We start from the raw sequence: 16,061 nt of genomic DNA on the forward strand, positions 1-16,061 counted from the left end.
GATCTACCCGGGCGCGCCGCACGGCATGTGCGTGACGCACGCCGACCAGGTCAACGCCGACCTGCTGGCTTTCCTGGGCGCCTGACACCCGCAGATTTGAATGCTGGCGCCATTGACATGCTCGCAGGGATGAGCCCGCTCAAGCGTGTTGGCCAGCCGTCGGAGATTGCGGGGCTGATCGTCTACCTCGTGGGTGACGATGCCGGATACGTGACGGGCACGAGCATCACGATCGATGGCGGACTTACACTGTAGGCAGCTATTGTTCGATGGATCGAAAAAAAGCCTCGACGCAAAATCGAGGCTTGAAAAGCTCGCTCGGGTTGACCGAGAGAGTGTCGATGCTCTACATCCGCAGGTGTACTGACACGTGCGGATGATCAGAACTTGTGGCGCACGCCCATCACCACGCCCGTCTGATCCTTGCCCGGCACCACGTTGGTCGGGCTGCCGGTTGTCGAGTTGAAGCCGTTCATGCCCAGTTGGGAATTGCCACGGTTCAGTGCGTAGCCAACGTTCATGTAGACATCGGTCCGCTTCGAGAATGCGTAGTCGGCCGAGGCGACGAACATGATCGGATCGGCGCTGGAATTGCGCGTGTCGGTGTAGTACGCCGCGCCAGCTAGCGACAGGGCGGGGCTCAGGGCATAGCGCAGGCCGGCCCAGTAGAGGTTCGAGCCATTGTTCGGCAGCGTGCCGACGTTGCCGTTGTACCAGCGGTAACCCACGAACGCGCGGGCCGCACCGAAGGCATAGTTCGCGCCGATCAGCGCGCGGCGGTCGGTGCGGTCGGCAGTGGCGACGGTGGTGCCCTGGAATTCGTCGTAGGCGGCGCCCACCATCAGCGCGCCGGCTTCATACAGCACCGAGGCGCCGATGTTGCGGTCGACCTTGTAGTTGCCCGGTACTTCGCCGGCACCGGTACGGCCCGTGCTGTACAGCGCGGTGGCCGTCAGGCCGCCGAACTTGCCGCGATACTTGACCGCGTTGTCGGCGCGGCCGGCCAGTACGTCATCGCTCTTGTACAGCGAGTAGCGCGGCGCAAAGCCCATCGGGTCCAGTTGCAGGCCGGTGTCGTAGGTGGGCGTGGTCTGGCGGCCTAGCGTCACCGTGCCGTACTTGCTGCCGAGTCCCACGAACGCGCCTCGATCGAACAGGCGGCTGCTGTTGTTCTGCGCGCCGGTGTCGAACGCAATACCGCTTTCCAGTTCGAAGATGGCCTTCAGTCCGCCGCCGAGGTCCTCCACGCCCCGAATGCCCCAGCGGGACGTCGACATGTTGCCGGAGGTCAGGCGCACCTGGCTGGAGCCGCCCGAAGCGGACGGCACGTTGCTGAGGTACTCGATACCCGCGTCCGCCACGCCATAGAGCGTGACGCTGGATTGCGCGTGAGCGGTGCCGGCCAGCAAGCCAACCGCACCCGCAGCGATGGCATGACGAACGGGGGCGCGACGAAATGTCATTGTCTCTCCTCAAATGAAGCGTTTTTTCGCTTGTTAATTGAGGCGCGAGTATAGAAATCGTCGAATTGCTATGAGATGGCGAATCCATTACAGGAATGACGCTGACGGCACGTCGCGACATTCCTGCTCGTCAGATGGACTCTGCGCTGGCTTTTAATGGGCGGCTACGATTTCTGATTCAGTCCGCGGCGTGTCTCGACGGCCTTGCTGAGTTCCTCGAGCACTGCTGCGGAGTCGTCCCACCCGATGCATGCGTCCGTGATGCTCTGTCCGTATGTCAACGATTGCGGGTCATGCTGGCCCGGCGTGAATTTCTGCGCGCCAGCGAGCAGATGGCTTTCGACCATGACACCGAAGACGGCTTGGCTGCCACTGCCGACCTGCAGCGCCACGTCTTTCGCGACGTCGATCTGCCGCTGATGTTGCTTGCTGCTGTTGGCGTGACTGCAATCGACCATCAGAGAACTGCGCAGGCCTGCAGCTTCGAGTTCCCGGCACGCGATGGCGACGGAATCCGCATCGTAATTGGGTGCCTTGCCGCCGCGAAGAATGACGTGGCAGTCTGGATTGCCACGAGTGTGCACGGTTGCCACCTGGCCGTTCTTGTGTACGCCCAGGAAATGGTGGGGACGCGACGCAGCCTGAATTGCGTCGATGGCGATCTTGATATTGCCGTCGGTGCCGTTCTTGAAGCCGATGGGCGCCGAGATGCCTGACGCCAATTCACGGTGAATCTGGCTCTCGGTCGTCCGCGCACCAATCGCGCCCCAGGAAATCAGGTCGCCGATGTACTGCGGCGAAATCACGTCGAGGAACTCGCCGGCTGCCGGCAATCCGAGGCGATTGATATCGACCAGAAGATTGCGCGCGATGCGAAGACCTTCGTCGATGCGATAGCTTTCATCCAGGTACGGATCGTTGATGAGCCCCTTCCAGCCCACCGTGGTGCGTGGCTTTTCGAAGTACACGCGCATCACGACTTCCAGCGTGTCGGCGTAGTGCCGACGCTGCGCCATCAATCGCTTCGCATATTCCAGCGCTGCCTGCGGATCGTGAATCGAACAGGGTCCCATGATGACCAGCAGCCGGTCATCCTCGCGGTGCAGAATGCGCGCAATGCGCTGGCGCGTCTGGGTGACCAGCGATTCCACAGGCGTGCCATGAATGGGAAAGAAGCGGATCAGGTGTTCGGGCGGAGGCAGGGGAATGATGTCTTCCACATGCGCATCATCCGTGAGCCCGGTGCAATCGGGCGGCGCCAGCCTGCCGTCGGTGACGGCGGGCAGTGTGTGTTGTGGGGTATTCATGGCGACACTCCTGATGATCTTGAAAAATGCGGCGGGTCAGGAGGGAGAGTCTAGCTCAGGAGCAGTAGCCGATCGATGCGGGGCCTTCTCCCGGATTGCCCGCCGGCTGTCAGGCCACTTCAGTGACCGCTTCGCGAGCCCACGCGACCTCCGGCTTGTTGGTCACCGTGCTTTCCGCTTCCACCTTGGCGGCATCTGTCACGTTGTCCACTTCGGAAACCACATCGCCCAGACCGAGACCGATGACGACCGTGATATTCGGTGTCCAGTCCTTGCGGTCGGTGCTGACCTCGGCAAACGTAGTCACCGTTGCGGTGTAGCCCTGCGATCTGAGGTCGTTGGCTAGCCGATGCGCGCGCGGTTCCAGCGCGGCTTGCGGATTCTCTTCGTTGATGTCGAGTACCAGTCGGGTCTCGAACTCTTCCTTGCCCTTCTGGATTGCAGTCTGCATGGCCTTGAGCTGCTTGTTCGCAAGCGCGACGAGTTTGCTGTACCGGGCTTCTTCCTGGCTGGCGCGCAGTGCCTTGGCGGCGTTGATGATTTCGGAGCGGTCCACGAACATGATTGGCTTTTCGAGGTAGAAGAGAAAACGGACACCGCGCGAGGCTGGCTTCACCAGTCAGCATGCCCGGCGGCAACGATAACTGTATAAATATACAGTGCCTATCGGCTTGCGGGCAAGGACGAAAAGGACGAGAGCGTCTCTCGCTACGCGCTGTCGCGAACAGAGACGCGATACGCCACATGCACAAGAACGGTGATATATTACATACCACCATTTCACGCTGCCGCTGCCATGTTCGATCCTTCTCTGCTGGGCCGGATGACTTTTGCGCATGCCGAGCCGTCGCAGGACCCGTTGCCCCCGGGCCGTCACGCGCTTCACATTGCCGACGAGCGCGATGCCATCCTGTACGTTCCGGCGGGCCTGGGCTCGGACCCCGTGCCATTGCTGGTGATGTTTCACGGCGCGGGCGGCTTTCCAGAAAAAGTGTTGCCGTTTATCGAGCCGCATGCCGACGCGCATGGCTTCCTGGTGCTGGCGCCGCATTCGACTTTTCCTACATGGGACATCGTCATTGGCGGCAATGGCCCCGATCTGGAGAAGCTGCAGCAGGCGCTGGTCGCGGTCTCGGCTCGCTACCGGATTCGCCGCGACCGCCTAGCGTTCGCGGGCTTTTCGGATGGCGCGAGCTACGCGCTTTCGATAGGCATCACCAATGGCGATATCGCCAGCCACGTCATCGCTTTCTCCGGCGGGTTCATGTCCGTTTTCATGCAGGAGGGTTCGCCCAAGGTCTTCATTGCGCATGGGCTGGTTGACGAGCAGTTGCCCGTGCAGACAAGCGGTCGCCCCAATGCCGCCAAGCTAAGGGCTGCCGGTTACGACGTCGAATATGTCGAATTCAACGGCACGCATGCGATCCAGCCGCCGATCGTGGCCGAGGCCATCCGCTTTTTCCTGACATAGCGTTCGGCACCAGCCCTGGGATTTGCTGCTAACGGAGTGCAACCCATGAACATCGAGATTCCGCAGTCCCTGATCCACCCGCTGCTTGCCATGGTTGAAGCCGAGTCCCCGTTGGCCCGGCAGCTCAAGGAGCACGGCATCTGTCACGGCAGCATGTCAGTGTCGGCGCGCCTGTTTGACGCACAGTCGCTGAATTCGCTCTATACGCTGAGCAAGGCGCAGAACGCGCGCGAACTGACGTTCCAGATGCTGGCGCTGGACAACGTCTATAACGCGCCGCAGGCGCGCACCATTCCCGGCCTGGAGATGCTGGTGGCGGGCCTTGTCGCCTACCTGTCGCGCGATGTCATCGATGGCTGGCTGTATCAGCGCAGCCGCGATGGCGTACTGCTGCCGTGGCTGGTTCATCGCATTCGTCATGTCGAGCCCGAGCAGGGCATGTCCTACGTGGCCATCGACCTATTGGCGAACACCATGCTGTCCGCCAACTCGGAGCTGACCGACCCGGCACGTCGCAGGGGAGGCATGACCACTTCGATCATCGTCACGCGTGACGAGATCGTGGACCGTACCATTCCGCAACTCCTCGCGGATTTCGGCTTCTTCAAGGAATGCGCGGAATTCCGGCAGGAATACGAACGACACGCGCAACGCTTCGTGCGCTATCAGCGCAGCTTCGGTGCGCAATACATCGCGGCAGGGGCCGCCTTCACCGTCGAAGGCAAGGGCACCGTCGCGCTGGCTCGCCTGGGCGAAGGCGTGGCGGCTCGCTGCATCAACGACGAGGAACGGCTCGAGCGCCGCTTCGAAGTGACATGCGACGCCGAGTTCTGGCGCAGGGCTGGCGTTGCTACTGGCTTCGAGAGAATGCCGTTACACGGCTACGTACACCTGTTCCATCTGGAATGGCACCGGAATATCTGGGTGCACGTGCAGCACCTGAGCGAGTATCAGTACCGGCCCGAACTGCGTGACAAGCTGGTGCTGCCGGACCATCACCGGGACTTGATCGACATCCTGACCTCGCATATGGACGTGCTGGTACAGGATTTCGTGCCGGGCAAATCGGGTGGCACGACCATCCTCTGCCAGGGCGCGCCGGGTCTTGGCAAGACATTGACCGCCGAGGTGTACGCGGAAGTTGTCCGCAGGCCGCTCTACCGTGTGCATTCCGGACAATTGGGTACCACGGCCGCATCGGTCGGTGCGAGCCTCATGGAGATATTGCGCCGGGCCATGCGCTGGAATGCGGTGCTGTTGCTCGACGAGGCCGATGTCTACATCCGCCGCCGCGACAACGACCTGGAGCACAACGCCATCGTTGCGGAGTTCTTGCGCACGCTGGAGTATTTCAGCGGCCTGCTGTTCATGACCACCAACCGTACCGGTGATGTGGACGACGCCATTCTGTCGCGTTGCATTGCCACCATCCAGTACGAGACGCCGGATAAGGAGGATGCGGCGCGCCTGTGGCACCTGCAAGCCAACCAGTGCGGCGCCACGCTGGGCGATGAACTGGTGGAGGCGTTGACCGCCGCCTATCCGAAGGCGAGCGGGCGTGACATCAAGGAACTGATGAAACTCGCCACCCGCTACGGCAAGGCGAAACAGCAGGCGCTATCCGAAGAGGTGTTCCGGCTGTGCGCCCAGTTTCGCGCCATCGAGCCTGGAGGCTAGTGAAATGTTCGGGCCGACTGCATCGTCGGCCCGTCTCACCCGTCTCACCCGTCACGCGCCTGAACCGTCGTGTCGCCATCGGCGATGTGACATTCCGTCGCATGGCACGGAATGCCTGGCAGCGTATCCTTCCCGGACAAGTCGCCCCGCGTTCCCATAGATGAGTCAACCCGTTCCGCCGTCCTGCGCTAGCGCAGCCTCCGCCTATCGCATGCTATGGCGCTGGCATTTCTATGCCGGCCTGTTCGTCATGCCGTTCCTGATCGTGCTGGCCATCACCGGCACGATCTATTGTTTTCAGCCGCAGATCGAGCCGCTGCTCTATCCGACCTTGCTCAAGGTCGAGCCTGCCGGCCAGCCGATGACCGCCGACGCGCTGCTCAATCGCGCCCGGGCGGCAGCGCCGGCGGGGGCAATTGCGACGAGCTATGCCATTGGAACGCGTCCGGACGCGAGTGCCGAGTTCATCTTTCGGCTGCCATCGGGCAAGAGCGAAAGCCTGTACATGAATCCGTACTCAGGCGATCTTCTCGGCAGTTTGAGCGTGGAAGATCGTTTGATGAAGCAGGTGCGAATGATTCATCGCGCCTTGCTGGTGGGCAAGCCGGGAGAGTTCCTCATGGAGCTTGCCGGCTGCTGGACACTGGTGATGATCGCGACGGGCCTGGCGATGTGGTGGCCGCGATGGCGTCAGTCGGGTTTGCGCGCGTTCACACTGAAAAAGGCGACTGGCAAGCGTGGCTGGTGGAAGGAAATCCATCTGCTGCTGGGCGGTTGGCTCGCGCTTGGCGCGCTTGCCTTCGTGCTGTCGGGATTGCCGTGGACGGCCTTGTGGGGGCAGCAATTCAAGGCGATTACCACCGCCGCGAACCTCGGGCGACCGGCTGCGGGACAGAACTCGCACCAGCATGCACCGGCCAGCACGGCGCATCAACATCACGGCGAACATGCTGGTCATGGTGCACAGGCGCAGAAGATGGACGATCTTCCGCTGGGTGAACTGCCTTGGGCAACGGGCCAACTTCCTGTGCCCGCAGGTTCGTCCGGACACAGCGGCATCGGCCTCGCACAAGTCGTGGATATCGCCACGCAGCGTGGCGCCGTGCAAGGGTGTCAGGTTGCACTACCGGCGACGGCGCACGCTGTCTACACCGTCTCCTGCTTCCCCGGCGATCCGCAAGGAGAACGCACCCTGCATATCGACCAGCACAGCGCCGAGGTCGTGCGCGACATCCGGTTCGACGACTATGGCGCAGTCGCCAAGGCCGTGTCCTACGGCACGGCGCTTCACATGGGCCGCTATTTCGGGATGGCGAACCAGATTATTTGCGCGGCGATTTCCATGGGTCTCATGGCACTCGCCGTCACGGGCGGCATCATGTGGATGCGCCGAAAGCCAGCCCGCCAGCTTGCCGCGCCGTCTTACCCCTCGGTCCTGCCGCCCATGCGCGCGTGGGTGATCGGACTCGGATTGCTCGGCGTGATCTTCCCGATGATGGGTGTGACCCTGCTCGTGGTCTGGTGCATCGATCGCAAGGTGGCGCGAGGCAACGGCGTGCCGCCGGCACCGTCGGGAAATCTGGCTGCGTGATGCGGGGCGCGGTAAGGTCGATATGACAACCTTTACCTCTGAGCGCAATACAAAAAGCCCGCTCCAACATCGAAGCGGGCCTCAGCACTACTCGCTGTCAACCAAACCTACCCCCGCACAAACGCCAGCAAATCCTTGTTGATCGTATCGGCGTGTGTGGTCGGCATGCCGTGCGGGAATCCCGGATACGTTTTGAGGGTGCCGTTCTTCAGCAGCTTTGCCGAGAGCGGTGCGGAATCGGCATACGGCACGATCTGGTCGTCGTCACCGTGCATGACCAGCACGGGCACGGTGGCGCGTTTCAGGTCTTCGGTGAAGTCCGTTTGCGAGAAGGCGACGATGCCGTCGTAGTGCGCCTTGGCGCTGCCCATCATGCCTTGCCGCCACCAGTTGCGGATCACGCCTTCGGACGCCTGCACGCCGGGCCGGTTATAGCCGTAGAACGGGCCGGTCGGAATGTCGAGATAGAACTGAGCGCGATTCGCGGCAAGCTGGGACTGGAAGCCGTCGAATACATCCTTGGGCAGGCCCCCCGGATTGGCTTCGGTCTTCACCATCAGCGGCGGCACGGCGCTGACGAGCACGGCCTTGGCCACGCGTTCTTCGCCATGGCGCGCCACGTAGTGGATCACTTCGCCACCGCCTGTGGAGTGGCCCACATGTACGGCTTTCTTTACGTCGAGGTGCTTGACCACGGCTGCCACGTCGTCGGCGTAGTGGTCCATGTCGTGTCCGTCCCAGACCTGGCTGGAGCGTCCATGTCCACGGCGGTCATGGGCGATCACGCGATAGCCGTTGGCAAGGAAGAACAGCATCTGGGCGTCCCAGTCGTCGGCACTGAGCGGCCAGCCGTGATGGAAGAAGATCACTTGCGCGTCGCGCGGGCCCCAATCCTTGTAGAAAATCTCGACGCCGTCCTTCGTTGTGACATATCCCATGTTCGCTTCTCCATGTTGGTGCCCATCGGGCATTCGTTGACGAACTGCTGGCCCGGCGTGCCGCGCCCGGGCCAACCACCACTGTAGGATCGAAGCAAAGATCTGGCTGGAATTTTTCGAGGGGACTGCGGGGATTACTCCGCCCGTATTTCGGCGCGTGCTGCCACGGCCCGCATGCCGGGAAGTTCCCGCTCCACGCGCGCCTGCACGGCGGCGCCGTTGCCATAGGCGGGCGTGAGGGCAAGTTCCACCATGCGTGCCTGCGTGGCGGGCGCGGTGGCTACCTCGGCCAGTGCCTTCTCCAGCTTCTGCTGCACGGGTGCGGGTAATCCCGCAGGCGCCATCAGCGCGAACCATGTGCCCATCTGGAAGCCGGGATAACCGCTCTCCGCAACCGTCGGCACTTGCGGCAGCGCGGGAAGGCGTTGCGCGGACAGCACCGCGAGCGGCTTGATCTTGCCAGCCTTGATAAGCGGGAGGCTGGCCACCACGGTATCCACTGCCACTTGTACCTGTCCGCCTACCAGTGCGGTGAGGCTCGGCGCGCTGCCGTTGAAGGGCACGTGCACCATGCGGATGCCCGCCGTGGATTTCAGCATCTCCGCGCCGAAATGCACGGAAGAGCCACTGCCGAACGAACCATACGAGAACTTGTCCGGTTGCGCCTGGCTTTGCGTCGCCAGATCCTTGACGGAGTTCAGGTGCGTATCGGGATTGGCCACCAGCACAAGGCTCATGTCCGCGACCAGTCCGATCGGCGTAAAGCTCTTGATTGGGTCATAGGCCAGGTTGGAACGGATGGCAGGATTCAGTGTGAGCGTGGTGCTCGCGGCGAGCAGCAGCGTGTAGCCATCGGGGGCGGACCTTGCAACCTGCGTCGCGCCCACGATCGTGCTGGCGCCGGGCTTGTTCTCCACCACTACCGATTGGCCCAGTTTCTGGCCGAGGCCGACCGCCAGCAATCGCCCCAGCACATCGGTGGCGCCGCCCGCAGCAAAAGGCACGATGAGCCGGATCGGCTTGTCGGGATAGGGCGACGATTGCGCACCAGAGTGGGGCGCGCACAGTGCCATCGTCAGTCCAACGCATGCGAGAAGCGGCTTCATAGGGGGCAAGGTCCTCATGGCAGTGAGTTCGATTTTGAGACTTCAGCGCAGCAACGGGCTGCGGACTTGAGAGAAGCCACCGGCCTGGTCATAGGCGTGGCCCAGTTGCAGCACGGCAAAGTCGGTCTGTGCGGGACCGATGATCTGGATGCCGGCAGGCAAACCGTTTGCGCCAAAGCCAGCCGGCGCGGCGAGTGCGGGCAGCCCCGCCATCGTGGCGGGGATGACAGCCTGCATCCAGCGATGATAGGTATCCATGTCGCGACCATCGATGGCGTGCGGCCAGTCCCAATTCGCATCGAACGGAAAGACCTGCGTCGCGGGCATCACCAGATAGTCGTATTGCTCGAACAACGCACGCAGCGCCTGATACCACGCGCTGCGGATGCGCATGGCCTCGTAGATGCGGTTGCCAGTCAGCGCAAGTCCGCGCTCGATCTCCCACGCCGCTTCGGGCTTGAGCATCGCGCGTTTGGCCGGATCGTCCCAGAGCGCCTTGTTGGCACCCGCGACGGAAAAACTGCGCAGATCGATCCACGCGTGCCACAGCGCTTCGAGATCGAATGCCGGCTGTGCGTCTTCCACGATGCAGCCGATGCTGCGGAAGTGCGCGAGCGATGCCGCGCAGGTGTCGAGCAGTCCCGGGTCCATGGGCAACTGTCCGCCCAGATTGCCGAGCCAGCCAATGCGCGTGCCTTTCCATTCGCGGACGAGGGGCAAGGTGTAGCCCTCGGATGAATCGGTGCGCCGGGTCAGCGGCAGGCGCGCGTCGAACCCCGCCTGCACCGACAGCAGCAGCGCGAGGTCCGGCACGTTGCGCGCCATCGGCCCCGCGACGCTGAACTGCTGGAAGAACACTTCGTCGCCGGGACCATGCGGCACCGTGCCGAACGACGTGCGCAATCCATACACATGGTTGAAGGCAGCAGGCGTACGCAACGATCCCATCATGTCGGACCCGTCTGCCACGGGCAGCATATGCAGCGCCACGGCCACCGCCGCGCCGCCGCTGCTTCCGCCCGCCGAGCGCGAAGGCTCCCACGCATTGCGCGTGGTGCCATACACGGGGTTGTAGGTATGACCACCCAGGCCGAACTCCGGCGAATTGGTGCGGCCGACGAACAGCGCGCCGCCCGCCCGCATGCGCTCGTAGATCACGGCGTCGGTCGGGCTGACCTGGCCCGCGAAGATCGGCGAACCCTTGGTGGTCACCATCCCTGCGGCCGGCATGATGTCCTTGGGCGCCTGCGGCATGCCATGGAGCGGCCCGCGACTGTTGCCGCGGCGCAGTTCGTCATCGCGTTCCGATGCCAGTGCGTGCAGGGCTTGGCGGTCGGCTTGCGCGACGATGGCGTTGATGCGCGGATTGTGGTGATCGATCTGGGCGAGATAGGCGTCGAGGACTTCGACGCAGGACACCTCGCGCGCATGGATGGTGCGCGACAAGGCGACGGCATCGAGTTCGACGATGGGATTCAGCGTGGACGGCATGGCGCGATCCTGAGTGGGCAATCAGTGGGCAAGTCTTGTTGCAAAAAGCATACGAGCCATAGTGGGTTTCCGACAATCGCTGATTTTTGCAGATATCGTTGCATAAAACGCAAAGCGGACCGCCGGGTTCGCTGCGCGCGCTTTTTCAAAGGGGACCAGATGCTGTTGTCGCAACGCCTGCAGGACACATCGCTGCGGTATTTCCTGGAAGTGGTCAGGAGCGGGTCGCTGACCGACGCCGCCAAGCGGCTCAACGTCACGGTGTCGGCCGTGAGCCGTCAGGTGGCGGTGCTGGAGGAGGTGCTCGGCGTGCCGTTGTTCGACCGCCGCCCGCGCGGCATGGTGCCAAGCGCAGCGGGCGAACTGCTAGCGGCGTTTGCGCTACGCGGCGCGCTCGACGCGGATCGGGTTGTCACGGAAATTGCTGCATTGCAGGGGCTGCGTCGCGGACGCGTGCGGATTGCCACGTCCGCAGGCTTTGCCATCGAGTTCCTGCCGCGCGCCATTGCAGCGTTTCGGGAGAACTATCCGGGACTGCATTTCCATGTGCGCGTGGCACCGCCATCGGAAGTCACGAACATCGTGCTGCATGGGGATGCGGATATCGGCATCACCTACAGCCGTGCGGCAGGCCACGGCATACGCGTGGAGCACCGGTTGCCCGCGCCGGTCATCGCCATCATGCGGCCCGATCATCCATTGGCGCGCTTCCGCAGCATTTCGCTGTTGCAGATGCAGGCGCATCCGATTGCGCTACCCGAGGGCGACAACACCGTGCGCCAACTGTTCGACATCGCCTGCAGCGAGCGCGGTATCCACTTCGATCCGGTACTGGTCACGAATCACTTCGAGACCCTGACGAGTTTCGTATTGCACGGCGGCGGCCTGTCGATCTCGGGCGCCGTCACGGTGGGGGACCGATTGCGTCGCGGCGAACTGCATGCGGCGGCCATCCGCGAGAAGGGCATGAGCAGCCGCGTCATCGAATTGCAGACGCTGGCAGGGCGCGTGTTGCCGGAGGGTGTTGGGACGTTCCTGGGGTTCTTGCGGGAGCGGTTGGTCAAGGAGGGGAGTTAGGGGTGCCTTGCGCGGAGGATCGTGAACGGTTACGAACGGACATCGAGCGTTTTCTATCTTGCTGTACACCCGCATAGATGGCCTTGGCGACAACACCAAGCAGTGTCATCACCGCACCAAGCAGAAATACTCCCATGGCCATACCAAACAGCGCGCCTCCAGTGCCTTCGGCCGCCAGAAAATACATGGGATATCCGCCTAGAAAGAACAGGCAGATACAACCAAGCCAATAGAGGCGGCGAAGCCAGGGCAACCTGCCTTTGCCCGGAAGAATCAGGAAGTACAGCGCGGTGGGAACACTGGCCAGCGCCAGCAGGATAAAAAGATATGCGAGGAGGTCGAGGATAAACATCGTGTCCAAAGGGATTCGATAGTCGATCCTGCATGCTCCTCATCACCGGTGTGACCGCGATGAAGCCAGTGAAAGCCATGGTCTTCATGCTGTCTTCACCGAATCAAAGAAGCGTTACGCAACGGTCGCCATGCCAGTATGCGCAGGACTCATGAAAGACTGGCGTCCGGGCTGCTAAAACCCCCAACTGAGGTATTGTGGGCGCAGCGCATCTCGGTACTCTCATTGATTGGACAATGCCGGGACGGCAACGATGGCACGACCACCAGTGAAAAGGCCGGACCAGCTCACGAAACGCCAGAAGATGGTCATGGAGAGTCTGCGCGCCGGTCACGACGTGAGACTGCAGACATCGGCTTTCTCCCATCAATTCACGGGATACGTTCGCGTCTACAACGCCTCAAGCCGTCGTGAGGAGTTGATACCGTGGTACAGCATCGACGCGATGATCGCGCGAGGCCTCGTGCAATTGAACGGCAACACGATCGAGTCGTCGACGCATGTTGTGCTGCGCGACGGAGAGTGAGACGCGGGAGTCCAGACCCTGCAGGCGCAGTCCCGTAGCCCAGCCACACTTCCCCGGAAAAACAGCGCGTGCAGTCTACGCAGTACTTTTGCTTGTGGGCGGTGCCTATTGCGATACATCGGCTGCGTTTTCTCGAAACAAGTATTCACTCCTGACGGAATCATTCACTTCCGCCCGCCCCGCGTAGCTGGAAGTATTCGTGGGGGATTCCGGCCGGGAGCATCGGTGCGGGTTCGAGGGTAGGTAGCTGCCGGGATCGGCGCGGCCTGCAACCCACTGCAAAACATCGTCTGGAGTGTTCTCATGGCTCGCTTATTGGTAATGGGTCTGCTCGCCGTCGCGCTGACGGCCTGCAGCAGCGCTCCACCGTCCACCACGGGTGCGCCGCAGCAATCGCCCGCAACCGCTACGGCAGCGGCCCAGAAGCCGGCGCAGGCCCAGACCTCCGGGCCCGACGCCAACGCGGTGGACCCGGCGGTCATCAAGGCACTGCAGGACATGGGGGCGAGCCTGCAAGCGCTCAAGCAGTTCGAGGTCGGTATCAGCCTGACTGGCGAGCGCGTGCTGCAGGATGGTCAGAAGTTGCAGCACACCGCCATTGCGGATCTCGATGTCGTGCGACCGAACAAGCTGCGCGCAACGATGCGCAGCGCGCGCCTGCAGCGTGACCTGATCTACGACGGCAAGACGGTGACGCTGTACCAGCCCGAGCAGAAGTACTACTCGCAGGCGCAGTTCAGCGACAACCTCAATGTACTCGTGGATCGATTAGGCGAGCGCTACGGAATAGAGGTGCCGTCTGCGGACCTCTTCCTGTGGGGAACGCCTGCGGCGCCGGTGGACAATATCCAATCGGCAATGAATGCGGGACAGGATTTCATCGCTGGCGACCTGTGCGATCACTATGCGTTCCGGCAGGGCCAGTTCGACTGGCAGATCTGGATCTCCACGGGCGCGCGCGCGCTGCCGCGCAAGCTGGTCATCACGAACCGCGCGGATGACGCACGACCGCAATCCATTACGTACTACAAGTGGAATCTGAATCCGAAGTTTGGCAATGCCACGTTCGCATTCACGCCGCCGAAGGGTGCCAGGCCCGCCGAGTTCGTTCCCCTGAAGTCCCGCTAAGGAGCCCGCGATGACATACGCATTCGGGAAGCACTCGATGGTTTGCGCGATCGCGCTCGTCCTTGTGGCATGGGGTGGCATGACACCGGCGGAAGCCCGCCCGGGCGGAGGCGGTCATGGAGGAGGCGGACGCGCCGGAGGCGGCGGACACATGGCTGCGCAGGCGGGAGGGGGCGGCGGTGGCGGTGGGGCCCGGATCAACAACAGCCGTACGGACGCACGCGCCAACAACGTCCGCAGCAACAGCGTCAACAGCGTGAACGCCACCCGGAACGTCAACGTCAATTCCAATCGCAACGTCAATGTGAACGTCGATAACCACGGCGGATGCTGCGGATGGGACAACGATTACCATCCCGTGGCAACGGCTGCGGCTGTCACGGCGACGGTGGCCGTGACATCGGCCGTGATCGGCTCGATGGTCCGTTCGGTACCTCCCAACTGCGCGCCGGTGAATTATGGCGGCATGGTCTACCAGCAATGCGGCGGCACCTGGTATCAACCGCAGGGTTCGCAATACGTGGTGGTCAATCCGCCTTACTGAGATCGACAGGTCACCCGACACGGGTGCCTGTGCCGACGCAGGGTACAGAGGAGTCGCCCCACGGGCTATACGCTGGTATAGCCCGGCAACGCCAATGTAGGGATCGCGCGAATCCTCGGTAGCATGGTTTCTCGCGGTCCGCACTCCTACTATTCAATCAAGGCCACGGGCACAAGCTGCTGGCCAGCCTCGGCGCCCTCACTGGTGCGCCAGCGCAAGAGATCCCACGACAGTTCCACGTTTTTTCCAGGCACTTTTGCCCGGAGGGGTGAAGCTTTGCGCCTTGCACATGGAACATCGACGGGCGGTTTGGTCGGCTATCGATTGAGCGGCAACCATGGACACCTCACATATCGATCTGCTTCAGGACTGGGATGCGGCCAATGGCGTGGCACGCCAACTCAGAGTCGGCGCGCATCTGACCAGCGCGCGCGACGGCTATCTGCACCACGGCATCTATGTAGGCAATGGCATGGTCATTCACTACGGAGGGTTTGATCGTGTCGCGAAGTGCAGGCCGGTCGAATACATTTCCCTGCGCAGGTTTGGCGCGGGTGTGGGTGTCACGGTTCGCCCCGAGTCCGAAGCCGCCTATCCGGGCCACGAAGTGGCCGACCGTGCGCGGTCGCGCCTGGGCGAAGACAGATACCAGCTTCTGACCAATAACTGCGAGCATTTCTGCGCCTGGTGCGTGTCCGGCGTGGCACGCAGCGAACAGGTATATCGTTGCCTGCGCAACCCGTGGGCCGGGCTGCGCATGTTGATGGCGCTGCTGCGCTGCATGCGCGAACCCGCCGGTTTGACAGCGTCGGCCTAGGCCGGCAGCGTTCGGCCTCCCTGTCAGGGGCGCATGTCCTGGTACAGCTTGAGCATGTTCCGATATTTACTGGCTGTCCGGTCGATCGAGAACTGCATGCGCACCATGTTGTCGGCAAACGCCACGCGCTCGGTGTCCATCTCCACCGTGTTGCCGTCCATGCTCGATTGCAGCGGCACGCGGTAAAGCAGGTCTTCCTCGATGACTGGCGGGGTTGCCGGTAGATGCGCGACCGATGTCGTGGTCATTCCCGGAAAGCGGTGACCGTTGCCCATCGCCCCTTCGAGCGCCTGGCTGAAGTTGATGTCGCGGGCCTTGTAGTTCGGTGTGTCGGCATTCGCCACGTTTGCCGCCAGCACCTCCAGACGTTTCGTGCGCAGCCGCAGTGCCTCCTCGTGAATGCTTGGCCCACCCCGCGCATAGCGGGGAATGTGAAAGTCGTCGTCCATGCGGTAACTCGGTGTCCATCGATGGGCAAAGCGTAGTGCATGCGTGCCCGGGTTGCCTTGTGGAACTAAGGCGACTTTGCGCGGGTTTCACATTACCGGTCTGACATCTCGGCGCTGCGGACAC

17 protein-coding genes are annotated in these 16,061 nt (G+C 62.6%); 9 read left to right on the plus strand and 8 right to left on the minus strand.

Annotation, left to right across the window (positions count from 1 at the left end; all coding sequences use genetic code 11):
* Positions 1 to 117: 117 nt before the first annotated feature.
* Positions 118 to 255: an SDR family oxidoreductase gene (locus tag ABDB81_RS15505; protein WP_346812066.1), complete on the plus strand. Its 138-nt coding sequence runs from the start codon at positions 118 to 120 to the stop codon at positions 253 to 255.
* A gap of 125 nt (positions 256 to 380) precedes the next feature.
* On the opposite strand, the gene ABDB81_RS15510 is transcribed toward ABDB81_RS15505, so the two are convergent.
* The 3 genes from ABDB81_RS15510 to ABDB81_RS15520 all read right to left on the minus strand — a co-directional run bounded on the left by ABDB81_RS15510 (position 381) and on the right by ABDB81_RS15520 (position 3,332).
* The gene (locus tag ABDB81_RS15510; protein WP_346811936.1) at positions 381 to 1,463 is read right to left on the minus strand and encodes a porin; all 1,083 of its coding nucleotides are present in this window, start codon (positions 1,461 to 1,463) and stop codon (positions 381 to 383) included.
* Positions 1,464 to 1,627: 164 nt separating this feature from the next.
* Positions 1,628 to 2,770: a 3-deoxy-7-phosphoheptulonate synthase gene (locus ABDB81_RS15515; protein WP_346811938.1), complete on the minus strand. Its 1,143-nt coding sequence runs from the start codon at positions 2,768 to 2,770 to the stop codon at positions 1,628 to 1,630.
* 109 nt (positions 2,771 to 2,879) lie between these two features.
* Positions 2,880 to 3,332 carry a hypothetical protein gene (locus ABDB81_RS15520; protein WP_137928281.1) on the minus strand — a complete coding sequence of 151 codons (453 nt, stop codon included), beginning with the start codon at positions 3,330 to 3,332 and terminating at the stop codon, positions 2,880 to 2,882.
* 234 nt (positions 3,333 to 3,566) lie between these two features.
* On the opposite strand from ABDB81_RS15520, the gene ABDB81_RS15525 reads away from it, so the two are divergent.
* The 3 genes from ABDB81_RS15525 to ABDB81_RS15535 all read left to right on the plus strand — a co-directional run bounded on the left by ABDB81_RS15525 (position 3,567) and on the right by ABDB81_RS15535 (position 7,509).
* Complete coding sequence (locus tag ABDB81_RS15525; protein WP_137928282.1) at positions 3,567 to 4,241, plus strand: esterase; 675 nt, start codon at positions 3,567 to 3,569, stop codon at positions 4,239 to 4,241.
* Positions 4,242 to 4,286: 45 nt separating this feature from the next.
* Entirely contained in the window at positions 4,287 to 5,918 is a 1,632-nt protein-coding gene (locus ABDB81_RS15530) for an ATP-binding protein (protein ID WP_346811940.1), read from the plus strand.
* Between the two features lie 160 nt (positions 5,919 to 6,078).
* Positions 6,079 to 7,509: a PepSY domain-containing protein gene (locus ABDB81_RS15535; protein ID WP_346811942.1), complete on the plus strand. Its 1,431-nt coding sequence runs from the start codon at positions 6,079 to 6,081 to the stop codon at positions 7,507 to 7,509.
* Between the two features lie 107 nt (positions 7,510 to 7,616).
* Here ABDB81_RS15535 and ABDB81_RS15540 read toward each other — a convergent pair whose 3' ends face one another.
* The 3 genes from ABDB81_RS15540 to ABDB81_RS15550 all read right to left on the minus strand — a co-directional run bounded on the left by ABDB81_RS15540 (position 7,617) and on the right by ABDB81_RS15550 (position 11,044).
* Positions 7,617 to 8,447, minus strand: coding sequence for an alpha/beta hydrolase (locus ABDB81_RS15540; RefSeq protein ID WP_160473348.1), 831 nt, complete (start codon positions 8,445 to 8,447; stop codon positions 7,617 to 7,619).
* 134 nt (positions 8,448 to 8,581) lie between these two features.
* Positions 8,582 to 9,571 carry a tripartite tricarboxylate transporter substrate binding protein gene (locus ABDB81_RS15545; RefSeq protein ID WP_346811943.1) on the minus strand — a complete coding sequence of 330 codons (990 nt, stop codon included), beginning with the start codon at positions 9,569 to 9,571 and terminating at the stop codon, positions 8,582 to 8,584.
* 24 nt (positions 9,572 to 9,595) lie between these two features.
* Entirely contained in the window at positions 9,596 to 11,044 is a 1,449-nt protein-coding gene (locus tag ABDB81_RS15550; protein WP_346811945.1) for an amidase, read from the minus strand.
* Between the two features lie 162 nt (positions 11,045 to 11,206).
* On the opposite strand from ABDB81_RS15550, the gene ABDB81_RS15555 reads away from it, so the two are divergent.
* On the plus strand, positions 11,207 to 12,121 hold the full coding sequence (locus ABDB81_RS15555) for a LysR substrate-binding domain-containing protein (protein ID WP_137928291.1): 915 nt from the start codon (positions 11,207 to 11,209) through the stop codon (positions 12,119 to 12,121).
* Here the strand turns inward: ABDB81_RS15555 and ABDB81_RS15560 are convergent.
* The gene (locus tag ABDB81_RS15560) at positions 12,105 to 12,473 is read right to left on the minus strand and encodes a hypothetical protein (RefSeq protein ID WP_346811947.1); all 369 of its coding nucleotides are present in this window, start codon (positions 12,471 to 12,473) and stop codon (positions 12,105 to 12,107) included. The two genes, ABDB81_RS15555 and ABDB81_RS15560, sit on opposite strands and share 17 nt — an antisense overlap.
* A gap of 310 nt (positions 12,474 to 12,783) precedes the next feature.
* On the opposite strand from ABDB81_RS15560, the gene ABDB81_RS15565 reads away from it, so the two are divergent.
* The 4 genes from ABDB81_RS15565 to ABDB81_RS15580 all read left to right on the plus strand — a co-directional run bounded on the left by ABDB81_RS15565 (position 12,784) and on the right by ABDB81_RS15580 (position 15,488).
* Positions 12,784 to 12,999 (plus strand): hypothetical protein, encoded by a 216-nt coding sequence (locus ABDB81_RS15565; RefSeq protein WP_137928288.1) that lies wholly within the window; start codon positions 12,784 to 12,786, stop codon positions 12,997 to 12,999.
* Between the two features lie 303 nt (positions 13,000 to 13,302).
* On the plus strand, positions 13,303 to 14,127 hold the full coding sequence (locus tag ABDB81_RS15570; protein WP_346811949.1) for a DUF2092 domain-containing protein: 825 nt from the start codon (positions 13,303 to 13,305) through the stop codon (positions 14,125 to 14,127).
* A gap of 10 nt (positions 14,128 to 14,137) precedes the next feature.
* Complete coding sequence (locus ABDB81_RS15575; protein ID WP_202126818.1) at positions 14,138 to 14,671, plus strand: hypothetical protein; 534 nt, start codon at positions 14,138 to 14,140, stop codon at positions 14,669 to 14,671.
* Positions 14,672 to 15,008: 337 nt separating this feature from the next.
* Entirely contained in the window at positions 15,009 to 15,488 is a 480-nt protein-coding gene (locus ABDB81_RS15580) for a lecithin retinol acyltransferase family protein (protein WP_346811957.1), read from the plus strand.
* 23 nt (positions 15,489 to 15,511) lie between these two features.
* Here ABDB81_RS15580 and flgB read toward each other — a convergent pair whose 3' ends face one another.
* Positions 15,512 to 15,937: a flagellar basal body rod protein FlgB gene (gene flgB, locus ABDB81_RS15585; RefSeq protein ID WP_137928607.1), complete on the minus strand. Its 426-nt coding sequence runs from the start codon at positions 15,935 to 15,937 to the stop codon at positions 15,512 to 15,514.
* Between the last annotated feature and the right edge of the window lie 124 nt (positions 15,938 to 16,061).

Origin of the sequence: Cupriavidus sp. DL-D2 (genome assembly GCF_039710735.1) — a bacterium.
Taxonomy (GTDB): Bacteria; Pseudomonadota; Gammaproteobacteria; order Burkholderiales; family Burkholderiaceae; genus Cupriavidus.

What these genes read in the sequence shown, in the direction of transcription:
- ABDB81_RS15505 (WP_346812066.1), top strand. Translation starts at nt 118, where the DNA reads ATGCTCGCAGGGATGAGCCCGCTCAAGCGTGTTGGCCAGCCGTCGGAG.
- ABDB81_RS15510 (WP_346811936.1), bottom strand. Translation starts at nt 1,463, where the DNA reads ATGACATTTCGTCGCGCCCCCGTTCGTCATGCCATCGCTGCGGGTGCG.
- ABDB81_RS15515 (WP_346811938.1), bottom strand. Translation starts at nt 2,770, where the DNA reads ATGAATACCCCACAACACACACTGCCCGCCGTCACCGACGGCAGGCTG.
- ABDB81_RS15520 (WP_137928281.1), bottom strand. Translation starts at nt 3,332, where the DNA reads ATGTTCGTGGACCGCTCCGAAATCATCAACGCCGCCAAGGCACTGCGC.
- ABDB81_RS15525 (WP_137928282.1), top strand. Translation starts at nt 3,567, where the DNA reads ATGTTCGATCCTTCTCTGCTGGGCCGGATGACTTTTGCGCATGCCGAG.
- ABDB81_RS15530 (WP_346811940.1), top strand. Translation starts at nt 4,287, where the DNA reads ATGAACATCGAGATTCCGCAGTCCCTGATCCACCCGCTGCTTGCCATG.
- ABDB81_RS15535 (WP_346811942.1), top strand. Translation starts at nt 6,079, where the DNA reads ATGAGTCAACCCGTTCCGCCGTCCTGCGCTAGCGCAGCCTCCGCCTAT.
- ABDB81_RS15540 (WP_160473348.1), bottom strand. Translation starts at nt 8,447, where the DNA reads ATGGGATATGTCACAACGAAGGACGGCGTCGAGATTTTCTACAAGGAT.
- ABDB81_RS15545 (WP_346811943.1), bottom strand. Translation starts at nt 9,571, where the DNA reads ATGAGGACCTTGCCCCCTATGAAGCCGCTTCTCGCATGCGTTGGACTG.
- ABDB81_RS15550 (WP_346811945.1), bottom strand. Translation starts at nt 11,044, where the DNA reads ATGCCGTCCACGCTGAATCCCATCGTCGAACTCGATGCCGTCGCCTTG.
- ABDB81_RS15560 (WP_346811947.1), bottom strand. Translation starts at nt 12,473, where the DNA reads ATGTTTATCCTCGACCTCCTCGCATATCTTTTTATCCTGCTGGCGCTG.
- ABDB81_RS15565 (WP_137928288.1), top strand. Translation starts at nt 12,784, where the DNA reads ATGGAGAGTCTGCGCGCCGGTCACGACGTGAGACTGCAGACATCGGCT.
- ABDB81_RS15570 (WP_346811949.1), top strand. Translation starts at nt 13,303, where the DNA reads ATGGCTCGCTTATTGGTAATGGGTCTGCTCGCCGTCGCGCTGACGGCC.
- ABDB81_RS15575 (WP_202126818.1), top strand. Translation starts at nt 14,138, where the DNA reads ATGACATACGCATTCGGGAAGCACTCGATGGTTTGCGCGATCGCGCTC.
- ABDB81_RS15580 (WP_346811957.1), top strand. Translation starts at nt 15,009, where the DNA reads ATGGACACCTCACATATCGATCTGCTTCAGGACTGGGATGCGGCCAAT.
- flgB (WP_137928607.1), bottom strand. Translation starts at nt 15,937, where the DNA reads ATGGACGACGACTTTCACATTCCCCGCTATGCGCGGGGTGGGCCAAGC.